Below are 19,586 nucleotides of genomic sequence, written 5' to 3' on the forward strand. Positions count from 1 at the left end.
CGCGTCAGTTCAGGTACGGCGACCAGGACGGTTCGCGGATATCGCCTTGAACGGTTGGAATTGGAAGCCGCACGCGTCCGTTGGTGGACACGAGCATCAGGACTCCCTGGCCCTGCTGGCGGGTGGCGTAGATTAGCATGGTGCCGTTGGGGGCAACAGTGGGCGAATCGTCCAGCGAGGTGTTGGAAAGGATGCGCGGAGCGGCCCCGGCACGGGTCAGATCGAGGGCGGCCACCTTGAAGTTGGTGAAGCCATCCTGGCGGTGGATCATCACCAGGGTCTTCTCGTCAGCGGAGAGTTTCGGGTTGGCGTTGTAGTTGCCCGCGAAGGTGACGCGCTGCGGTTCCCCACCATTGATGTTGGCCTTGTAGATCTGCGGTTTGCCGGCACGGTCGGAGGTGAAGTACAGGGTCTGGCCATCGGCGCCCCAGAAGGGCTCGGTGTCGATGGCCATGTGGTTGGTGACACGACGCAACTGGCGACTGCCCAGGTCCATCACGTAGATCTCCGGGTTGCCGTCCTTGGACAGGACGAACGCCAGGCGATTGCCATCAGGCGACCAGGCCGGCGCCCCGTTGAGACCCTCGAAGTTGGTGATCTGCTCGCGGCGACCGGTATCGATGTGCTGGATGAAGATGCGCGGACGCTTCTGCTCGAACGAGACATAGGCGATGCGACGACCATCCGGCGCATAACGCGGCGACAGGATCGGCTCGCGGGATTGCAGCAGGGTCACGGCGCGGGCGCCGTCATAGTCGGAGCGCTGCAGGGTGTAGCGGGTGTTGTTCACCGAGAAACGCTCTGCGGTGACGTACAACATGCGGGTGGAGAAGGCGCCCTTCACCCCGGTGAGCTTCTCGAAAGCCTGGTCGGAGACGTAGTGGGCCATGTCACGCAGCTGGTCGGTGGAGCCGCTGACGGTTCCGGCGAACACCTGTTGTTCGGTGGCGACGTTGAACAGCGCGAACTGCACCTGCAGGCGACCCGCAGCCGGCACGATGCTACCGACCAGCACGTACTGGGCACCCAGCGCCTTCCAGTCGCGGTAGATCACTTCGGCCGCCTGGGTCGGCAGGCTGATCATGTTCTGGCGCGGAATGGGCTCGAAGTAGCCGGAGTTGCGCAGGTCATTGCCGATGATCTCGGACATGTCTTCCGGCAGCACGGTGCCACCCTGCCAGCCGAACGGAACGACGGCGATGGGCGTGGCGCTGTTGGCGCCACCGGTAATCAGTAGCGGGTCGGCGGCCTGAACGGTACCGACCAGCATGGTCAGACCGAGCAGGACGATACGGATCAGTGTGTTCACAGACCTAAATCCTCCGGTTTGAAGATGACGCGACGCTGCCTGTAGAGCTTATCGAAGGTAGCGCGATCCAATTGTTGCATTTCGGGGATACGACCCACGTTGCGCACCGCCGCCACGGCGGAGCTGTCGAACGGTGCATCACCACTGGAGCGGGTCACGCTGGCGTTGGTGACGGTGCCATCCGGAAGCATCTGGATCAGCAACTCGACACTCATGCCGGCGCGGGTGGTGGGCGGCTTCTGCCAGTTCTCGCTGATCAGCTTGATGATCAGGTCATCCAGACTGCCGGCCACCTGGTCACCCACCTCATCGGCTAGCGCCTGCTGGTTCTCGGCTTTATCGCCAAGAAGCTCTGCCAACGCAGCCGCCTTCTGGTCACGGGCCGCCTTGCGTTTGGCCTCTTCCGCCGCTTTTTTCTTGGCATCTTCGGCTGCCTTTTTCTTGGCATCCTCGGCTGCTTTCTTCTTGGCTGCCTCGGCTGCCTTTTTCTTGGCGTCCTCAGCCGCTTTCTTCTTCGCCTCTTCGGCGGCCTTCTTCTTGGCCTCCTCTTCGGCTTTTTTCTTGGCTTCTTCCTCGGCCTTCTTCTTGGCGATGTCGGCCTGCTGCTTCTTGGCTGCTTCCTCGGCTGCCTTCTTGGCATCCTCGGCTTTCTTCGCCTCTTCTGCTTTCTTGGCTTCTGCCGCCTTTCGAGCTTCCTCGGCTTTCTTTTGTTCCGCGGCCTTGGCGGCAGCCACTTTCTGCTCTTCCGCCTTCTTCATTTCCAGTTGCTCGGCTTCATACATCGGAGCCGCAGTCTTCTTGGCCTCGCCGGCGATCTTCTGGTTGGTCTGGGTGGTCGCCTGGCTCTGGGACTTCAGTTGGTACAGGGTGGCCTGGACGATGGGACGCGCCGGCGGCAGCTCCGGGGTGAAGGCGAAGCTGACGAAGAGCATGCCGAAAATGAGCGCATGCAGCCCGACAGCCCAAACGGTGGGCCAGAAGTAGCTTTCAGAGGGGGAGCGTTCGCTCTGCTGATGCATCAGGGCGCCTCGGTGATCAGCCCGACATTGCCGACGCCGGCCTGTTGCAGGCCACCCATGACCGCCATGACGGAGCCATAGTCGACCGCCTTGTCACCCCGGACGAAGACCTGGACCTTCTTACCCAGACTGGCGTTCTGGCTCATGATCGCGGTCACGGTGCGCACCAGGTCCGGCAGTGCTGTGGCGGTCTCGCTGCCCTTGCCCTGATCCGTGTCGACTTCCTCGCCCATGTTCCAGTAGTAGGTCTTGTCAGCCTTGATGGAGATGGTGAGCACACGGGAGTTGTTGTCCTGCGGCAGCACCTCGCTGGAGACCTTGGGCAGGTCGACCTTGACGCCCTGGTTGAGCATGGGCGCCGTCACCATGAAGATGACCAGCAGTACCAGCATCACATCGATGTAGGGCACCACGTTCATCTCGGCGACCGGCTTGCGTTTATGGCGGTTTCTGGCCATGGCTTGGAACCTGTCCTTTCGTTGAGCCTGCGTCTATCACTCGTCGCTGGTGTGCACCTTGCGGTGCAGGATGGCCTGGAACTCGTCGGCGAAGGTGTAGTAGCGACCGATCAGGGTTTCACCACGGGCCGAGAAGCGGTTGTAGGCGATGACCGCCGGGATCGCCGCGAACAGGCCGATGGCGGTGGCGATCAGGGCTTCAGCGATACCGGGGGCAACAGTGGCCAGGGTGGCCTGCTGAACCTGGGCCAGGCCGCGGAAAGAGTTCATGATCCCCCAGACGGTACCGAACAGGCCGATGTAGGGGCTGGTGGAGCCGACGGTGGCGAGGAACGGCAGGCTCTGCTCGAGCTTTTCCTCTTCACGGGAAATGGCGACGCGCATGGCACGGGCCACGCCCTCCATCACCGCGTCCGGGTCAACGCCGGGCTGCTGGCGCAGGCGGGAGAACTCCTTGAAACCGGCACGGAAGATCTGCTCCACGCCGCAGTCCGGGTCCGGGTTGCTGCCGGCCTGGCGGTACAGTTTGGACAGGTCGATGCCCGACCAGAAGCGCTCCTCGAAGGCCTCCAGGGACTTCTTGGCCGCACGCAGCAGGTTGCTGCGCTGGAAAATCATGATCCACGAGGTGACCGAGGCGGCCACCAGGGTGAGCATGACCAGTTGCACCACGAGGCTGGCGTTGCTGATCAGGCTCCACATGGAGGTATGGTCGACGACGTTGGCTTCCACGCTTAGTCTCCTGCAGGGGATTGGCCCGGTACGGCGGCGAAGGCTTCACACAGCGCTTCGGGGATCGCCCGGGGTTTCAAACTGTCGGCACGCACACAGGCCACCAGGAACTGCCCTTCGCAGAGCAGCGCATCATCCGTAACCCGCCTCACCTGTTGACGAAACCTCAGGCTCGCGCGGTTCAATTCGATCACTTCGGCACTGATGGCCAGTTCATCGTCCAGGCGGGCCGGCTTGTGGTAGCGCGCTTCGGCCGAGTGCACGACGAACAGCAGGTTCTCCCCGACCAGCTCGGACTGGGCAAAGCCCAGGCTCCGCAGGTACTCGGTTCGAGCCCGCTCCATGAACTTGAGGTAGTTGACGTAATAGACGATGCCTCCGGCATCGGTGTCCTCGTAATAGACACGGCTCCGATGCACGAAGAGTGGGGCCTCATTTTGCGCGCGCATACTCTAGTGCTTACTCCAAGGGTTGCCAATCCGGCCCGACAACTGTTTTTGCGCCATTCCGACGCACGCTTCGACCGCTGGGATGTTCATTCGTCACCCGGGGTGAACAAATCCCCCGTGGGCTCCTCCAGCAGCCGGCCCGGCAACTTCAGGCCGAAGTGCAGGTAGGCATGACGGGTGACCACCCGCCCACGCGGTGTGCGCATGATGTAGCCCTGCTGAATCAGGTAGGGCTCCAGGACATCCTCGATGGTGTGACGCTCCTCGCTGATGGCAGCGGCGAGGCTGTCCACGCCGACCGGGCCGCCGTCGAACTTGTCGATCATCGCCAGCAGTAGACGCCGGTCCTGGTGGTCGAAGCCACGCTCGTCCACATCCAGCAGGTTGAGCGCCTGGTCGGCGATGACGCGGGTGATCTGACCCTGAGCCCGGACCTCGGCGAAGTCCCGCACACGGCGCAGCAGCCGGTTGGCGATACGCGGCGTGCCACGGGCGCGGCGGGCGATCTCGAAGGCGCCCTCCGGTTCGATGTGCAGGCCAAGAATGCCGGCGGAGCGCGCCACGATGGTGGAGAGGTCCTGGGTGTTGTAGAACTCCAGACGCTGGACGATGCCGAAGCGGTCCCGCAGCGGGTTGGTCAGCATCCCGGCGCGGGTGGTGGCCCCGACCAGAGTGAAGGGCGGCAAGTCGAGCTTGATGGAGCGGGCCGCCGGGCCTTCGCCGATCATGATGTCGAGCTGGAAGTCTTCCATCGCCGGGTAGAGCACTTCCTCGACCACGGGCGAGAGACGGTGGATCTCATCGACGAACAGCACGTCGCCCGCTTCGAGGTTGGTCAGTAGCGCCGCCAGGTCGCCGGGTCGCTCCAGCACCGGGCCGGAGGTGCTCTTGAGGGAGACGCCCATCTCGTGGGCGATGATGTTGGCCAGGGTGGTCTTGCCCAGGCCGGGCGGGCCAAAGATCAGGGTATGGTCCAGGGCCTCCCCCCGCCCCTTGGCGGCCTTGATGAACAGCTCCATCTGCTCGCGCACAACCGGCTGGCCAATGTAGTCGGCCAGGCTCAGCGGGCGGATGGCACGGTCCAGCTGTTCATCGCGGTCGCGACTGCTGGCAGTGATCAGGCGGTCGGCTTCGATCATCGGGGCTTACACCATTCCTTTCAGGGCGCGGCGGATCATTTCTTCGCTGGACAACCCCTCTTCCTTGATGGCAGCAACGGCGCGGCTGGCTTCCTGCGGCTTGAAGCCGAGGGCGACAAGGGCGCTGAGGGCATCGCTCTCGGCGCTGGAAACACCGGCCCCGGCCACAGGCTCGACGATGAGCGGGGCGATGGTGGGCATGTTCTCCCAGGCCTTGAAACGGTCCTTGAGCTCCACCAGCAGGCGCTCGGCGGTCTTCTTGCCGACTCCAGGGATCTTCACCAGGGTGGACGTGTCCTGGGCCTGCACGCAGCGCACCAGTTCATCCACCTCCAACCCGGACATGAGGGCCAAGGCCAGCTTGGGGCCAACACCGTTGAGGCGGATCAACTCACGGAACAGCTCCCGGTCACGGCGCTCGTAGAAGCCGTAGAGCAGGTGCGCGTCCTCCCGCACCACCAGGTGGGTGTGCAGGGTGACGGGCTCACCGACGCCGGGCAAGCGGTAGAGGGTGGTCATGGGTACTTCCAGTTCGTAGCCGACGCCATTGACGTCGAGGATCAGGTGCGGCGGCTGTTTCTCCGCCAAGGTGCCACGCAAACGTCCGATCACGAAGAGCGTCCTTAAATGAGGTTACAAACGCAGGCGGCCGCTGCGCCGCTTGGCGGTGGCCAGTCCATGGGGAATCAGGCTCTGCCGGTGGTGGGCATGGCAGAGGGCGATGGCCAGGGCGTCGGAGGCGTCGATCTGTGGCTTCTGCACCAGTTTGAGCAGGTGCATGACCATCATCAGCACCTGCTGCTTGTCGGCGCCGCCGGTGCCGGCAATGGCCTGCTTCACCTGGCTGGCGGTGTACTCGGCCACCTCAAGCCCCTCCTCCACCGCCGCCACGATGGCAGCCCCCCGGGCCTGCCCGAGCTTGAGGGCGGAGTCGGCATTACGTGCCATGAACACCTGTTCGATGCCCATGGTGACGGGGCCGTGGGTCTGGATCACTTCACGCACGCCACGGAAGACGATCTGCAGGCGCTCCTGCAGCGGGCCCGCCCCTGTGCGTATGCAGCCGGAAGCGACGTACTCGCACCCTCGCCCGGTGTCACGCACCACACCGTAGCCGGTGATGCGCGAACCCGGGTCGATACCAAGAATCAGGGTCATGCCGCCCGTCTCTCCACGTGCCGGCGAACCAGCACACTGTCTATTTATCCAGCCGCGAGTATACGGACCGGCCCTCCAACAAAAAAGCCGGAAGCGCACGAGGCGACTTCCGGCTTCAGGCGCAGGCTGGAACTCAGTCCAACTGCTCCATGATCTCGTCGGGGATCTCGGCGTTGTGATAGACGTTCTGCACGTCGTCAAGGTCTTCGAGCATGTCGATCAGCTTCAGCACCTTCTGGGCGGTCTCCAGGTCGGCAATGGGAGCGCTGATGGACGGGATCATGGCGATCTCGGCTTCCTCACCCTTGAACCCGGCGGCCTGCAGGGCCTCGTTCACGGCATGGAAGTCGGGGAAGCTGGTGGACACCAGGGCGGAGCCGTCCTCGCCCATTTCCACGTCCTCGGCACCGGCCTCCAGGGCCGCTTCCATCAGGGTGTCTTCGTCGACGCCGGGGGCGAAGCTGATCTGGCCCTTGCGGTCGAACATGTAGGCGACGGAACCGTCGGTCCCCAGGTTGCCCCCGCACTTGGTGAAGGCGTGGCGCACCTCCGCAGCAGTGCGGTTACGGTTGTCGGTCATGGCCTCGATGATGATGGCCACGCCGCTGGGCGCGTAACCCTCGTAGGTCAGCTCGGCCATGTTGTCGGCATCGTTGTTGCCGGCACCACGGGCGATGGCGCGATCGATGGTATCGCGCGGCATGTTGGCGGTCAGCGCCTTGTCCACGGCCAGGCGCAGACGCGGGTTGTCCGCCGGATTCGGGCCGCCGTGCTTGGCCGACACGGTCAACTCACGGATCAGTTTGGTGAAGATCTTGCCCCGCTTGGCGTCCTGCCGACCCTTGCGGTGCTTGATGTTGGCCCACTTGGAATGACCAGCCATAACGCACTCCGTACTCTGCTTTGACGGACGGCGCCCTGGGGCGCCGTCGCGGTTGGTTCTAGTTACTCAGCCTTGGGCTGCTCACGCAGCCGGATGTTCAGCTCGCGCAGGGCCTTGGCATCCACGACACCCGGCGCCTGGGTCATGACGCAGGCGGCACTCTGGGTTTTCGGGAAGGCGATCACTTCGCGGATCGACGAGGCGCCGGTCATCAGCATCACCAGGCGGTCCAGGCCGAAGGCCAGGCCACCGTGCGGCGGCGCACCGTACTTGAGAGCGTCCAGCAGGAAGCCGAACTTCTCCTGCTGCTCGTCTTCGCTGATGCCCAGCACGCGGAACACCGCCTGCTGCATCGCCTTGTCGTGGATACGGATCGAACCACCGCCCAGCTCGGTGCCGTTGAGCACCATGTCGTAGGCACGGGACAGTGCGGCGGCCGGGTTGGCCTCCAGCTCTTCCGGGCTGCACTTGGGCGAGGTGAAGGGGTGGTGCATGGCGGTGAGGCTGCCGTCGTCGTTCTCTTCGAACATCGGGAAGTCGACCACCCACAGCGGAGCCCACTCGCAGGTCAGCAGGTTCAGGTCGTGGCCCAGGCGGATGCGCAGGGCACCCAAGGCATCGCAGACGACCTTGGCCTTGTCGGCACCGAAGAACACGATGTCACCATCGACCGCGCCTACGCGATCGAGGATCACGTTCAGGTTCGGCTCGGCGATGTTCTTGACGATGGGCGACTGCAGGCCCTCGACGCCCTTGGCGCGCTCGTTGACCTTGATGTAGGCCAGGCCCTTGGCACCGTAGTTGCCGACGAACTTGGTGTACTCGTCGATCTTGCTGCGGGGCATGCTCGCGCCGCCCGGTACGCGCAGGGCGGCGACACGGCCTTTCGGGTCGTTGGCCGGGCCGGAGAAGACCTTGAAGTCCACGTCCTTCAGTTGATCAGCCACGTCCACCAGCTCCAGCGGGATGCGCAGGTCCGGCTTGTCGGAGCCATAGCGGCGCATGGCTTCGGCCAGGGTCATGTGGGGGAACTCGCCGAACTCCAGATCCAGCACTTCCTTGAACAGGTTGCGGATCATGGTCTCGGTGATGCCCATGATGTCGTTCTCATCGAGGAAGCTGGTCTCGATGTCGATCTGGGTGAATTCCGGCTGACGGTCGGCACGCAGGTCCTCGTCGCGGAAGCACTTGGCGATCTGGTAGTAGCGGTCGAAGCCCGCCACCATCAGCAGCTGCTTGAAAAGCTGGGGCGACTGCGGCAGGGCGAAGAAGCTGCCGGCATGGGTGCGGCTGGGTACCAGGTAATCGCGAGCACCTTCCGGTGTGGCACGGGTGAGGATCGGTGTCTCGACGTCGAGGAAGCCGTTCTCGTCCAGGTAGCGGCGGATGCTGCTGGTGATGCGCGAACGCAGCTTCAGCTTGGCGGCCATTTCCGGACGACGCAGATCAATGAAGCGGTAGCGCAGACGGGTTTCCTCGCCCACATCGGAGTACTCGTCCAGCGGGAAGGGTGGGGTTTCGGCCTGGTTCAGGACTTCCAGCTCATAGCCCAGCACCTCGATGGCACCGGACGCCATGTTGGCGTTGCGCGCACCCTCGGGGCGCAGGCGAACCTTGCCGGTGATCTTGACCACGTACTCGCTGCGCACGCGGTCGGCCTTGGCGAAGGTGTCGGCACGATCCGGGTCGAAGACCACCTGGGCCAGACCTTCACGGTCGCGGATATCAAGGAAGATGACCCCGCCATGGTCGCGACGGCGGTGAACCCAGCCGCAAAGGGTGATTTCCTGGCCGTCCAGGCTCTCGTTCAGTTGGCCGCAATAATGGCTGCGCATCATGGTCGTGTTTCGCTTCTCTGAGTCGTGAATTCGTCGGGCCACTGGGCACGAGGGGAAATATCGTCCATCAGCGCCTGACCGGCCGACAAGGCGACCGGAGGCGCATCACCCCGGTGCTTCGGCAGGCCGAGCACGGGCCCGCAACCGTGGCAAAGGGCCGGATTATATATGGTTAATCGATACCGCGCAGCCGCCCGCCCACAGGCTTTCTATACTCAAATCCCCGAGCACGCGGAGCCTCGCCATGGCCACCCAACGCCCAGCCGACTTCAACCAGGACCTCCTCGATGATTTCCGCCAGGAAGCCTACGAGGGCTTCAACCGCTGCGAACAACTGCTGATCGACCTGGAGCGCACGCCAGCCGATCCAGAGCGACTGCGCCAGCTCTTCCGCCAGGTCCACAGCTTCAAGGGCAACCTGGGCTACGTCGGCCTCGAACGCCTCAACGCCCTGCCCCAGGCCCTGGAAGATGTCCTCGACCAACTGCGCGAGGGGCAACTGCTCTTCGACAGTCTGCTTGGCGACATCATGCTGCTGATACTGGATCGTCTGCGCGACCTGGTCAGAAGCGCACTCGCCGGCGAGCCTGGACTGCCGCCCGATACCCTGCCGCTGGCCAAGGCGCTGTCTGCGCTGGCCCAGGCTCCCGAGCAACGACAGACGGAGATGCGCCAGGCCTTGCTGTTCCGCCTGGACCCAAACACCCGACTGGCGACTCCGCAAGCCGGGCCCGTAACCGATACCGGCGCCCTGGCCCGCCACGGGCTGTCGGATGACCCCGACCTGGCGTTCTTCCTCGACCTCATGCAAGCCGCCGAGCGGCGTTCGCACTATTGGCTCGGTCGGGGTGAGCGCCAGTTGGAGGTGGCATTGGCGATGAACCGCCGCGCCGGCCACCCCGTCGACCCGCGTCAACTCGCCACGGCCGTATGCCTTCATGACCTGGGCATGGCGCTGATGCCCCTCCCCCTCCTGCACAAGGCCGAACGCCTGACTCGGGAGGAGCGACGCCTGATGCAAGCGCATCCACGGATGGGCGCCGACCTGCTGCGACGCCTGCCCCAGTGGGACGAAGCGGCCGAGATCATTCTTCAGCATCAGGAGCACGCGGACGGAAGCGGCTACCCCAAGGGGCTGCGCGAAGCGGAGATCGTACCCGGCGCGCTGATCCTCGACATCGTCGACACCTTCGACGCCCGCACCCACGAACGCGCCCACCAGACCCTCAGCAAGCGCCCCGTCCTGCGTGCGATCCTGGAGATCAACGGCCTGGCCGGCAGCCAGTTCAGCGCCCACTGGGTCGAAACATTCAATGCCTGCCTCAGCGAAGAGCCCCATCTGACCCGACTGTAGCGCCCACCGCGCAGCCGGTTTCCGGTGCAGACCGATAGGTATAAGGCATCACAACCATTGATTTTTGCCGGCATCGGAGCGCCATTTCCCTGTGCTAGTCTCTGCCGATCACGGGTCCCAAGCGGGCCTGGACCACTGAGGAGAGAAGTATGGAAATCAACATCGGAATCGCCGAACAGGACCGCGCCGCTATTGCCGAAGGCCTCTCCCGCCTGCTGGCGGACACTTACACCCTCTACCTGAAGACCCATAACTTCCACTGGAACGTTACCGGTCCGATGTTCAACACCCTTCACCTGATGTTCGAGGGCCAGTACAACGAACTGGCCCTGGCCGTCGACGCCATTGCCGAGCGCATCCGCGCCCTGGGCTTCCCGGCTCCCGGCACCTACGCCGCCTATGCGCGCCTGTCCTCCATCAAGGAAGAAGAAGGCGTACCGACTGCGGAAGACATGATCAAGCAACTGGTCCAGGGCCAGGAAGCCGTGGTTCGCACTGCACGCGGCATTTTCCCGCTGCTGGACAAGGTGAGCGACGAGCCGACCGCCGACCTGCTGACCCAGCGCATGCAGGTTCATGAGAAGACCGCATGGATGCTGCGCAGCCTGCTGGCTGTCTGACCCTCCCCGCCCTCCGAGAGGCCCGGCTTGCCGGGCCTTTTTGCTGGGCGACAGCCCCCTGCCTGAACTATGCTTCGAACAATTCCCCTCCTTGTCAGTGCCTGTTGATGAGCCAGCCCTCCAAATCCCCCCTGCTGCTCGAACTCTATCCGGAGGAGACCCGGGAGGCAGCGGAATTGCTCAAGCAGGCCGTTCCGCTCATGGTTCGCCATGACATTCCGCCAAACCCCATCCATTACGCCCTCTGGTACACCTACAGCCAGGGCAAGCAGCCCGACCTCAATCGCCGCCTGGACAAGATCGTCAAGGATTTCGATGCCTTTCCGCCTGATTCGGCAGTGAAGTTGTTCCGCGACTTCATCATCCGAGGCGAGCTGGAGGAAGCGCGAGCCGGCCAACAGCAGGTGATCGAACTTGTCGATGACATAGAGACCGACGTCACTCGCAGCGTGACAGGCAGCACCGTTTACCAGCAAAGCCTGGAAGCGGGCCTGGCAGCCCTGCACGACCCGATAATCGACGACCTGCCCAGCGTGCTGAACGACCTGCACCAGAGCACCCAGTTGATACACGACCAGCAGGAGCAGTTTCTCTACCGCCTGCGCGCTGCCCAGGCCGAGATCCACACCCTGCGCCTGCAACTGGAAAGAGCCCAGATGGCCGCCACGCTGGACAGCCTGACCCAGGTCTTCAACCGGCACGCGTTCACCCGTCTGCTGGAACAGGCCCTCGCCGAAAACACCTCGGGCCTGGCGCTGATCATGCTGGATATCGACCACTTCAAGCAGTTCAACGATCACTTCGGCCACCCCCTGGGTGACCGCGTACTCCAGCACGTCGGCCAACTTCTCAAGGACCTGCTGCCCCCGCGCGCCCTGGCAGCCCGCTACGGCGGCGAGGAGTTCTGTGTCGTATTGCGCGACTGCCACGAGTTGGCCAGTGCTCGCGCCTTCGCGGAAATGCTGCGATTGAAGTTCCAATCCCTGCGCGTCAAAGTCCGTCGCACCGACCAGGTGCTGGACACCATCACTGCCAGTTTCGGCATCGCCCTGGCCGAACCGGGCGACAACCTGGAAAGCCTGCTCACACGAGCCGATGACGCCCTCTACCAGGCCAAGCGCAACGGCCGCAACCAGGTCCACCCCGGTGCGCCGGAAGCCGCGCTAACTGCTTGATTTGAGTAGCCCTAGTCTTTCCTGTTAAATAGCGCCCGGTGCCTGCAACCCGCCATAACGTGGGGTTACAGACATAGGCTGGCGCGACCTCATTTACCGGATTACCGGCGCGCCCGCTCTTTCCGTTGTGCGTTTCCTATCAAGGTGAGTCCATTGAACATGTTGAAGATCGTCCATCTGCTGACGGGCGCCGCTGCGCTCCTGTTGTCCTTCATTCCCAGCCTGCGCGGCGATGCCCTGCCCTACCTGCAACAACCCGATGCGCTGTACCTTGCCCTGATCGGGCTGCTCAACCTGCTGATGGCACCGGTCCTTCCCGTCTGGGCACGTGGCACCCGCAGCCAGCTCCAGGCCTCGGTCTCCGCCCTGCTGGTGCTCGCCGTGATCGTGCAGATCGCCGTGCTACTGGCACCGATCCCGGAAATCGGCGGCAAGCCCGCCATCCTGCTGAGCCTGCTGGCGAGCTTCCTCGCCGTTGCGCTGCACCTGCTGCTGAACCTGCGCAAAGTCACCCAGGCCACCCCGATCCTGCAGGACATGAGCAACCGTGAAACCGGCACGGTGAAGTGGTTCAACACCTCCAAGGGCTTCGGCTTCATCTCCCGGGACTCGGGCGATGACATCTTCGTCCACTTCCGCGCCATCCGTGGCGAAGGGCATCGCGTCCTGGTGGAAGGCCAGCGCGTGGAGTTCACCGTGATGCAACGGGACAAGGGCCTGCAGGCGGAAGACGTGATCGCCGCCCTGCCCGGCCGCCGCTGAGCAATACCAGGCCAATGAAAAAGCCCGCCATCACGGCGGGCTTCTTCTTTATATAGAGGCGAAACAGACACAGCTCAGTAATGGGGCGGCGGCGCCTCATCGCCATCGGATGCACCGAACTGGCTCAACAGCTCTTCCTGCCGACGGGCAAGCGCCGCGACCTGCATCTGCAACCGCTCGACGATCCGCTGCTGTGCCACGATTTCATCATTGAGGGCCTGGATCGTGTCGTCCTGGAAAGCCAGGCGAGTCTCAAGCTCCATCACGCGCATTTCCAGACTCATGCCTTACTCCTCCGCGAATCGGAAATCATCCGTCAGGACCAGGCGCAGACGTGCCAGCAGGTCCGCGACCTCCCCTTCGGTGTAGGGAATGGCAGGAGCACGCCCCCACACAGGAGCCGGCCAGGCAGCGTCGCTCCTGCGCCGTGCGATCACATGCACGTGGAGCTGACTGACGACGTTACCCAGCGTGGCGACGTTCATCTTGTCCGCACCGAAACTGTCCTTCAGCACTTCAGCCAGCGACACAGCCTCCTTCCAGAGCTGCTGCTGATCGGCAGCGTCCAACTGGAACAGCTCGCTGACCTCCTCCCGCTTAGGAACCAGGATGAACCAGGGGTACTGCGAGTCGTTCATCAGCAACAGGCGGGAAAGGGGGTAGTCCCCGATCACCCGGCAATCCTGCTGAAGCCTTGGATCCAGATTGAACATGGCGATCTTCACCTCAGTCATGCAAAAGCCCATCAAACGGGGCAAGAAACGGCGAGAAGAATACCCAACCACCACCGACCGGGACAGCCAAAACCGGCAGAGTTACCACTGCGCACCAGAATCGACCACACGCACCACAGTGAGGCGTTACCTCGTAACACCTCAAGCAGCCGTTTCGGTCGCATCGAGAACGAATGACCAATACCCAGCTATCATTTCTACCCAGCGCCTGCACGTCCGGCAGAAAACTCACAGCGACAAGAGTAGGCTGCATGGTTTGTGCACGGATGTTGCTTTATGCAACGCCATGGTCGACTGGGTCATTCCGGTACACCTGTTCCGGACGCGAACGTCGCACCAGGCCTAGTTGCACTAAGTGCCTGTAACGACCGCAGAAAAACAAGAACCAAGGGATTGAAGCAAGAACTACGAATATGCGACACGCGCCCACCCGAATTGCGACATGGCCGTGAAGTTTTCGTAAGGAGCGGAGCCCAGCTATCGCCATCTTGAGACGTCGTGCTATAAGTTAGCGCCGACACAAAAAGAAAGAACCGCCTTCAATAAATAAGAAAGCGGCGAGAATCTTCAAAACCAAAGGAGCAATCACAATGCAAGTGATGAAGTGGAGCGCACTGGCCCTGGCCGTGACCGCCGGTACCACCCAGTTGGCGTTCGCCAGCGCCCAGGACGAGTCCAAGGGCTTTGTCGAAGACAGCAGCCTGAAAGTTCTGGCTCGTAACCTGTACATCAACCGTGATTACCATCGCGGTGGTGATGCGACTGAATACCGCGCAGTTGGCGGCAACCCCGCAGGTTACACCTCTGAGTGGGGCCAAGGTTTCATTGGCACCTTTGAGTCGGGCTTCACCCAGGGCACCGTGGGTGTAGGCGTTGATGCATACGGCTTGCTGGGCATCAAGCTGGATAGCGGCAAAGGTCGCGCCGGCATTCTTGAGATGCCCATGGATAGCGATGGCCGCTCCCAAGACGAATTCTCTGAAGCAGGCGCTGCGGTAAAAGTACGAGTGTCCAACTCCGTACTGAAATACGGTAACCAGTTCGTAGCCCTTCCGGTCTTTGCAACCGATGACAGCCGTCTGCTGCCCGAGGCCACTACCGGCACTCTGTTGACCGTCCAAGAAATTGAAGGCCTGACCCTGAACGCCGGTCGCTTTACTGCTCTGAATCAGCAGTGGCAGACCGATCGGGACAGCGGCCGCATGAAATCGATCAATGTCTACGGCGGCACTTATGCCATCACTGAGCAACTGAGCACCTCGCTGTTTGCTTCTGACCTGGAAGACACATTCAAGAAGAAGTACGCCAACGTGAACCTGACTGTTCCGCTGGCTGACGAGCAGTCTCTCGGCTTTGACTTCAATATCTACAAGACTGACTACGACAAGAAAACCTACGATTCCAGCCTCGATAACACCATCTGGAGCCTGGCGGCTTCTTACACAATGGGCGCCCACAAGTTCACCATTGCACACCAGCGTAGTAATGGCGATACCGGGTACGACTATGGCGCAGACGGCGGCGGCACCATCTACCTTGCTAACTCCATCCAGGTGAAAGACTTCAACGCTGAAGACGAAACCTCTTGGCAGGCTCGTTACGATATCGACATGGCATCCTTTGGCGTGCCCGGCCTCACCTTCATGGCCCGCTACGTAACCAGCGACAATGCCACTATTCGCGCCGATGACCGCAGCATCACCGATAGCGACGCTGGCCGCTGGGAGCGCAACTTCGAAGCCAAATACGTCGTGCAAGATGGCGCAGCGAAGGACCTGTCCTTCCGCGTTCGTCAAGCAACCGTTCGCAGCGACAGCTCCTTCGGTGCGTCAAATGATCTGGAAGATGTTCGCCTGATCGTCGAGTACCCGCTGAGCATCCTGTAATACAGGGTTCTTCGGTACGCGACACGAAAAAGCCCGGCCTAGCCGGGCTTTTTCCTTTCCGCGGTCCCGTCATTCATATCGGCAGCGCATAGGTGCCCGTTACATGGGCCACCATCTCCTCCTCCGCCCCTACCGAATACAGCGCAACCTCGCACACTGCCTGACGCCTGCTCAAACGCAGGATGCGAGCATCGGCCAGCAGGTCAACCGGCTTGGGTTTCGCCAGGAAGTTGATATTGAGGTTGCTGGTGACCGCCATCTCCACCCTCCCCAGGCTGCCCAGCACCACCGCATACATCGCCGCATCGGCCAGCGCCATGATGGTCGGGCCGGACAGGGTGCCGCCCGGGCGGACCAGGCGAGGCTGGAAGGGCACCCGTGCCAAGGCACGGTGGGTGTCGAGGTGGTCGATCTGCAGGTCGATATCCGCCGCCATCGGCACCCCTTCCCGGATCAGCGCCTGCACCTGCTGGGCACTCAATGAAGACATCACCACCCTCCTCTCGCGGTTGGGCCCGCAACCTGTACGCGCCCCGATGAGCGCCGTACAATGCCCAGCCACTCAAACCCATCGCAACCGACGAAACGGCCAAACATGCGTACCAGTCAGTACCTGCTTTCCACCCTCAAGGAAACTCCCGCCGATGCCGTGGTGATCAGCCACCAGTTGCTGCTGCGTGCCGGCATGATCCGCAAGCTGGCGTCGGGCCTCTACACCTGGTTGCCGATGGGCCTGCGGGTACTCCGCAAGGCGGAGACCATCGTCCGCGAAGAGATGAATGCCGCCGGCGCGCTGGAAGTGCTGATGCCCGCCATCCAGCCCGGCGAGCTGTGGCAGGAGTCCGGTCGCTGGGAGCAGTACGGCCCCGAGCTGTTGCGCCTGAAGGACCGCCATGGTCGCGAGTTCTGCGTCGGCCCGACCCACGAAGAAGTCATCACCGACCTCGCCCGCAACGAGCTGAACAGCTACAAGCAGCTGCCCATCAACATGTATCAGATCCAGACCAAGTTCCGTGACGAGATCCGTCCGCGCTTCGGCCTGATGCGTGGCCGCGAATTCATCATGAAGGACGCTTACTCCTTCCACGACTCCCAGGCTTCCCTGCAGGACACCTACGACGTCATGTACGGCGCCTACTGCAAGGTCTTCACCCGCCTGGGCCTCGACTTCCGCCCCGTGCAGGCCGACAACGGTTCCATCGGCGGTAGCGGCTCCCACGAATTCCACGTGCTGGCCGATTCCGGTGAAGACGACATCGTCTTCAGCGACAGCTCCGACTACGCCGCCAACATCGAGAAAGCCGAAGCCGTACCGCGCGAGAAGGAGCGCCAAGCCCCCCGCGAGGAGCTGCGCCTGGTCGACACCCCCGACACCAAGACCATCGCCGCTCTGGTGGAGAAGTTCGGCCTGCCGATCGAGAAGACCATCAAGACCCTGGTGGTCCACGGCGCCGAGGAAGGCACCCTGGTGGCGCTGATCGTCCGTGGCGACCACGAGCTGAACGAGATCAAGGCTGCCAACCAGCCCCTGGTCGCCAGCCCGCTGGTCTTCGCCAGCGAAGAAGAACTGCGTGCCGCCATCGGCGCCGGTGCTGGCTCCCTCGGCCCGCTGAACCTGCCCATCCCCTGCATCGTCGACCGCTCCGTGGCCCTGATGAGCGACTTCGTCATCGGCGCCAACATCGATGACAAGCACTACTTCGGCGTCAACTGGGAGCGCGACCTGCCGCTGCCCGAAGTCGCCGATCTGCGCAACGTCGTCGCCGGCGACCCGAGCCCCGACGGCAAGGGCACCCTGGTGATCAAGCGCGGCATCGAAGTCGGCCACATCTTCCAGCTCGGCACCAAGTACAGCGAGGCCATGAACCTCAGCGTACTGGGCGAGAGCGGCAAGCCGGTCACCCTGATCATGGGTTGCTACGGCATCGGCGTTTCCCGCGTGGTGGCCGCCGCCATCGAGCAGAACAACGATGACCGCGGCATCCTCTGGCCGGACGCCCTGGCGCCCTTCCAGGTAGCTCTGGTTCCGCTCAAGTACGAGACCCCCGCCGTCAAGGAAGCCACCGACAAGCTGTACGCGGACCTCACCGCTGCCGGCATCGACGTGCTGCTGGACGACCGCGACAAGAAGACCAGCCCCGGCGTGAAGTTCGCCGACATGGAGCTGATCGGCATCCCTCACCGCGTCGTCGTCAGCGAGCGCGGCCTGGCCGACGGCAACCTGGAATACAAGAACCGCCGCGAGACCGAGAGCCAGCCCGTTGCCGTCGACGACGTGCTGGCCTTCATCAAGGCCCGCCTCAACCGCTGATCGAGAAGACATGTCCAAGCGTCGTACCACCCGCCTCCTGGGAGCTGCCTTGTGCAGCTCCCTGTTCCTCGGCGGCTGCGCCAACCACCTGCCCCAACGCAGCGAACATGAGGAGCGTGTCGAACGCAAGCTGCTCAACCACGCCCTGCAGGTCGACGCTGGCGAACCCCGTGTCCTCGAACTGCCGCAACGCCGCGTGCGGGTCTATGACCAGAAGACCTTCGAAGTCACAGAGTTCGAGGTCACCCGCCGCTATGACCGCTACACGCCCTACCAGCCCTGGCGCGAGATCTACGAGATCCCGCTCGGGGCCGTCGCGGTGGTGGCCGGTGTGGGCGCCAACGTCCTCAACGTCGCCCTGCTGGGCAGCCTGCCCGACACCGCCACCAAGGACTGGATCAGCTACGGTTTCGCCGGGCTCAACCCGTTCATGAACGTCGAGTCCAACGGGCGCTCGGAGCAGAACCTGGCCAGCATCGACGAAGAACAGCGCGACAAGCGCGTCGAGTATTCCAGCCTGCCCTGGTCGGAACGGCCGGTGATGGTCACCGCCGGCAAGCAGACCAGCGAGCTGCTCACCGACCGCCATGGCGTGCTGCGCCTCAACCTGCTGGATGGTCCCTTCGCCGATCAGGACATCAGCCGCGTCGGCAAGCTGCTATTGAGCGTCGAAGACCCGCAGGACGGCGCCCGCGCCGAAACCACCCTGATGGTCAGCCGGGACCTGCGCGGCAAGCTGAAGGAAGCCCACGCGCTGGTCTACGAAGACCTGGAAGACGACGAAGTGTCCCAATGGGTCCACCGCGTCAAGCGCCTCTCCGAACTGGGTCTGGAAGAGGAAGCCAGCGAACTGGAACAGAGCCTGATCGAACTGACGCGCAATGATCCGGAACTCCAGCAGGAATTCCTCAAGGCGCTGATGAAGGATGCCGGTCGCCTGGTGGCTGACCCGGGTGAAGGCGAATAGGCCGTCACAACGCGACGGCCACGCCGATTCAGCGACGGACCACGAAACCCGCGATCCCCTGCAGAGAGTGAACCTCCAGCTCCACGGCGCTGACGCGCGCCTCCTCGGGGCCCTGCTCCAGCCAGGCCGCCAACTCACGAACGGCGGCCTCTTCCCCCTCGAACAGCACCTCTACGCGGCCATCCTCGAGGTTGCGCACCCAGCCATCCAGGTCCAGCCGGTCGGCCTCTTCCTGGGTGGATTGGCGGTAATAGACACCCTGCACCTTGCCGCTGACGTAGCCATGCATGCAGATTCTCGCCATCACGGTTTCTCCTGCCGCAGGCCGGCCAGCCGCTCGCTCAAGCCCTTCGCGGTCTGCTCGCCCAGCAGGCGCTCGCGCACCTGGCCACGGGCATCGAGGATGTAGGTCACCGGCAACGCCTCGCTGCGCGGCAACTTGAAGCGCTCGGAAGGATCCTGGGCCAGCACGGTGAAGCCGATGCCCATCTGGCGGCTCGCCTTCTCCAGCTCGGCGCCCTGCAAGCCATCGAAGTTCACCCCCATGACCTGTACGCCCTGCCCCTTCATCTGTTCCGCCAGCGCGTTCAGCTCGGGGATTTCCGTCCGGCACGACGCGCACCACTCCGCCCAGTAATTGATGACCAGCCACTGGTTTTCGAAGCGCTCACTCGTTACCTTCTGCCCATGCTGATCGAGGCCCAGATCCTCAGAACAGCCTCCCAGCAACAGAGCGGCCCCCGAAACGATGAGCGCCCCGAAAACAGCCTGGAGTCGTGATCCCATCTCGTC

At 63.2% G+C, this 19,586-nt stretch carries 22 protein-coding genes; 7 read left to right on the plus strand and 15 right to left on the minus strand.

Features of this window, described 5'->3' with window-relative positions; translation table 11 throughout:
- Positions 1 to 4 precede the first annotated feature (4 nt).
- The 10 genes from tolB to aspS all read right to left on the minus strand — a co-directional run bounded on the left by tolB (position 5) and on the right by aspS (position 8,985).
- Complete coding sequence (gene tolB, locus A9G05_RS17550; protein WP_069562192.1) at positions 5 to 1,309, minus strand: Tol-Pal system beta propeller repeat protein TolB; 1,305 nt, start codon at positions 1,307 to 1,309, stop codon at positions 5 to 7.
- Positions 1,306 to 2,328, minus strand: coding sequence for a cell envelope integrity protein TolA (tolA, locus tag A9G05_RS17555; RefSeq protein ID WP_069562193.1), 1,023 nt, complete (start codon positions 2,326 to 2,328; stop codon positions 1,306 to 1,308). Before tolA ends, tolB begins: the two co-directional genes overlap by 4 nt.
- On the minus strand, positions 2,328 to 2,786 hold the full coding sequence (gene tolR / locus A9G05_RS17560) for a protein TolR (protein WP_069562194.1): 459 nt from the start codon (positions 2,784 to 2,786) through the stop codon (positions 2,328 to 2,330). The genes tolA and tolR overlap by 1 nt, the downstream gene beginning before the upstream one ends.
- A 36-nt stretch (positions 2,787 to 2,822) precedes the next feature.
- The gene (tolQ, locus tag A9G05_RS17565) at positions 2,823 to 3,518 is read right to left on the minus strand and encodes a protein TolQ (protein WP_044414101.1); all 696 of its coding nucleotides are present in this window, start codon (positions 3,516 to 3,518) and stop codon (positions 2,823 to 2,825) included.
- Positions 3,519 to 3,520: 2 nt separating this feature from the next.
- Positions 3,521 to 3,967 carry a tol-pal system-associated acyl-CoA thioesterase gene (ybgC, locus tag A9G05_RS17570; protein ID WP_069562195.1) on the minus strand — a complete coding sequence of 149 codons (447 nt, stop codon included), beginning with the start codon at positions 3,965 to 3,967 and terminating at the stop codon, positions 3,521 to 3,523.
- Between the two features lie 86 nt (positions 3,968 to 4,053).
- Positions 4,054 to 5,106, minus strand: a complete 1,053-nt coding sequence (ruvB, locus tag A9G05_RS17575) for a Holliday junction branch migration DNA helicase RuvB (protein WP_069562196.1) — start codon at positions 5,104 to 5,106, stop codon at positions 4,054 to 4,056.
- A gap of 6 nt (positions 5,107 to 5,112) precedes the next feature.
- The gene (ruvA, locus tag A9G05_RS17580) at positions 5,113 to 5,718 is read right to left on the minus strand and encodes a Holliday junction branch migration protein RuvA (protein ID WP_069562197.1); all 606 of its coding nucleotides are present in this window, start codon (positions 5,716 to 5,718) and stop codon (positions 5,113 to 5,115) included.
- A 21-nt stretch (positions 5,719 to 5,739) separates the two neighbouring features.
- The gene (ruvC, locus tag A9G05_RS17585; RefSeq protein ID WP_069562198.1) at positions 5,740 to 6,264 is read right to left on the minus strand and encodes a crossover junction endodeoxyribonuclease RuvC; all 525 of its coding nucleotides are present in this window, start codon (positions 6,262 to 6,264) and stop codon (positions 5,740 to 5,742) included.
- A gap of 133 nt (positions 6,265 to 6,397) precedes the next feature.
- On the minus strand, positions 6,398 to 7,147 hold the full coding sequence (locus A9G05_RS17590) for a YebC/PmpR family DNA-binding transcriptional regulator (RefSeq protein WP_069562199.1): 750 nt from the start codon (positions 7,145 to 7,147) through the stop codon (positions 6,398 to 6,400).
- A gap of 62 nt (positions 7,148 to 7,209) precedes the next feature.
- A complete protein-coding gene (gene aspS / locus A9G05_RS17595) occupies positions 7,210 to 8,985 on the minus strand; it encodes an aspartate--tRNA ligase (protein WP_069562200.1) in 1,776 nt (591 codons plus the stop codon).
- 244 nt (positions 8,986 to 9,229) lie between these two features.
- Here aspS and A9G05_RS17600 point away from each other — a divergent pair, with 244 nt between their 5' ends.
- The 4 genes from A9G05_RS17600 (at position 9,230) to A9G05_RS28515 (ending at position 12,896) form a co-directional block, all read left to right on the plus strand.
- A complete protein-coding gene (locus A9G05_RS17600; RefSeq protein ID WP_069562201.1) occupies positions 9,230 to 10,339 on the plus strand; it encodes an HD domain-containing phosphohydrolase in 1,110 nt (369 codons plus the stop codon).
- Positions 10,340 to 10,488: 149 nt separating this feature from the next.
- A complete protein-coding gene (locus A9G05_RS17605) occupies positions 10,489 to 10,959 on the plus strand; it encodes a Dps family protein (RefSeq protein WP_069562202.1) in 471 nt (156 codons plus the stop codon).
- Positions 10,960 to 11,066: 107 nt separating this feature from the next.
- Complete coding sequence (locus A9G05_RS17610; RefSeq protein WP_069562203.1) at positions 11,067 to 12,134, plus strand: GGDEF domain-containing protein; 1,068 nt, start codon at positions 11,067 to 11,069, stop codon at positions 12,132 to 12,134.
- A gap of 159 nt (positions 12,135 to 12,293) precedes the next feature.
- Positions 12,294 to 12,896 carry a cold-shock protein gene (locus A9G05_RS28515; protein ID WP_069562240.1) on the plus strand — a complete coding sequence of 201 codons (603 nt, stop codon included), beginning with the start codon at positions 12,294 to 12,296 and terminating at the stop codon, positions 12,894 to 12,896.
- A 74-nt stretch (positions 12,897 to 12,970) separates the two neighbouring features.
- Here the strand turns inward: A9G05_RS28515 and A9G05_RS17620 are convergent, their stop codons facing one another.
- Together A9G05_RS17620 and A9G05_RS17625 are read right to left on the minus strand one after the other, a co-directional pair.
- On the minus strand, positions 12,971 to 13,180 hold the full coding sequence (locus A9G05_RS17620; protein ID WP_044414128.1) for a SlyX family protein: 210 nt from the start codon (positions 13,178 to 13,180) through the stop codon (positions 12,971 to 12,973).
- A gap of 3 nt (positions 13,181 to 13,183) precedes the next feature.
- A complete protein-coding gene (locus A9G05_RS17625; RefSeq protein ID WP_069562241.1) occupies positions 13,184 to 13,609 on the minus strand; it encodes an HIT domain-containing protein in 426 nt (141 codons plus the stop codon).
- Positions 13,610 to 14,220: 611 nt separating this feature from the next.
- Between A9G05_RS17625 and A9G05_RS17630 the strand changes: the two genes are divergently transcribed.
- Positions 14,221 to 15,516 (plus strand): OprD family porin, encoded by a 1,296-nt coding sequence (locus A9G05_RS17630; RefSeq protein ID WP_069562204.1) that lies wholly within the window; start codon positions 14,221 to 14,223, stop codon positions 15,514 to 15,516.
- Positions 15,517 to 15,589: 73 nt separating this feature from the next.
- Here A9G05_RS17630 and A9G05_RS17635 read toward each other — a convergent pair whose 3' ends face one another.
- The gene (locus A9G05_RS17635; protein ID WP_240919443.1) at positions 15,590 to 15,997 is read right to left on the minus strand and encodes a PaaI family thioesterase; all 408 of its coding nucleotides are present in this window, start codon (positions 15,995 to 15,997) and stop codon (positions 15,590 to 15,592) included.
- A 114-nt stretch (positions 15,998 to 16,111) separates the two neighbouring features.
- Here A9G05_RS17635 and A9G05_RS17640 point away from each other — a divergent pair, with 114 nt between their 5' ends.
- Both A9G05_RS17640 and A9G05_RS17645 read left to right on the plus strand, forming a co-directional pair.
- Complete coding sequence (locus tag A9G05_RS17640) at positions 16,112 to 17,827, plus strand: proline--tRNA ligase (protein WP_069562206.1); 1,716 nt, start codon at positions 16,112 to 16,114, stop codon at positions 17,825 to 17,827.
- A 10-nt stretch (positions 17,828 to 17,837) separates the two neighbouring features.
- Positions 17,838 to 18,794: a hypothetical protein gene (locus A9G05_RS17645; RefSeq protein WP_069562207.1), complete on the plus strand. Its 957-nt coding sequence runs from the start codon at positions 17,838 to 17,840 to the stop codon at positions 18,792 to 18,794.
- 28 nt (positions 18,795 to 18,822) lie between these two features.
- On the opposite strand, the gene A9G05_RS17650 is transcribed toward A9G05_RS17645, so the two are convergent.
- Both A9G05_RS17650 and A9G05_RS17655 read right to left on the minus strand, forming a co-directional pair.
- On the minus strand, positions 18,823 to 19,098 hold the full coding sequence (locus A9G05_RS17650) for an acylphosphatase (RefSeq protein WP_069562208.1): 276 nt from the start codon (positions 19,096 to 19,098) through the stop codon (positions 18,823 to 18,825).
- On the minus strand, positions 19,098 to 19,580 hold the full coding sequence (locus A9G05_RS17655) for a TlpA disulfide reductase family protein (RefSeq protein ID WP_069562209.1): 483 nt from the start codon (positions 19,578 to 19,580) through the stop codon (positions 19,098 to 19,100). Before A9G05_RS17655 ends, A9G05_RS17650 begins: the two co-directional genes overlap by 1 nt.
- Positions 19,581 to 19,586: the final 6 nt, after the last annotated feature.

Origin of the sequence: Pseudomonas sp. ENNP23 (assembly GCF_001728945.1) — a bacterium.
Lineage (GTDB): Bacteria > Pseudomonadota > Gammaproteobacteria > Pseudomonadales > Pseudomonadaceae > Metapseudomonas > Metapseudomonas otitidis.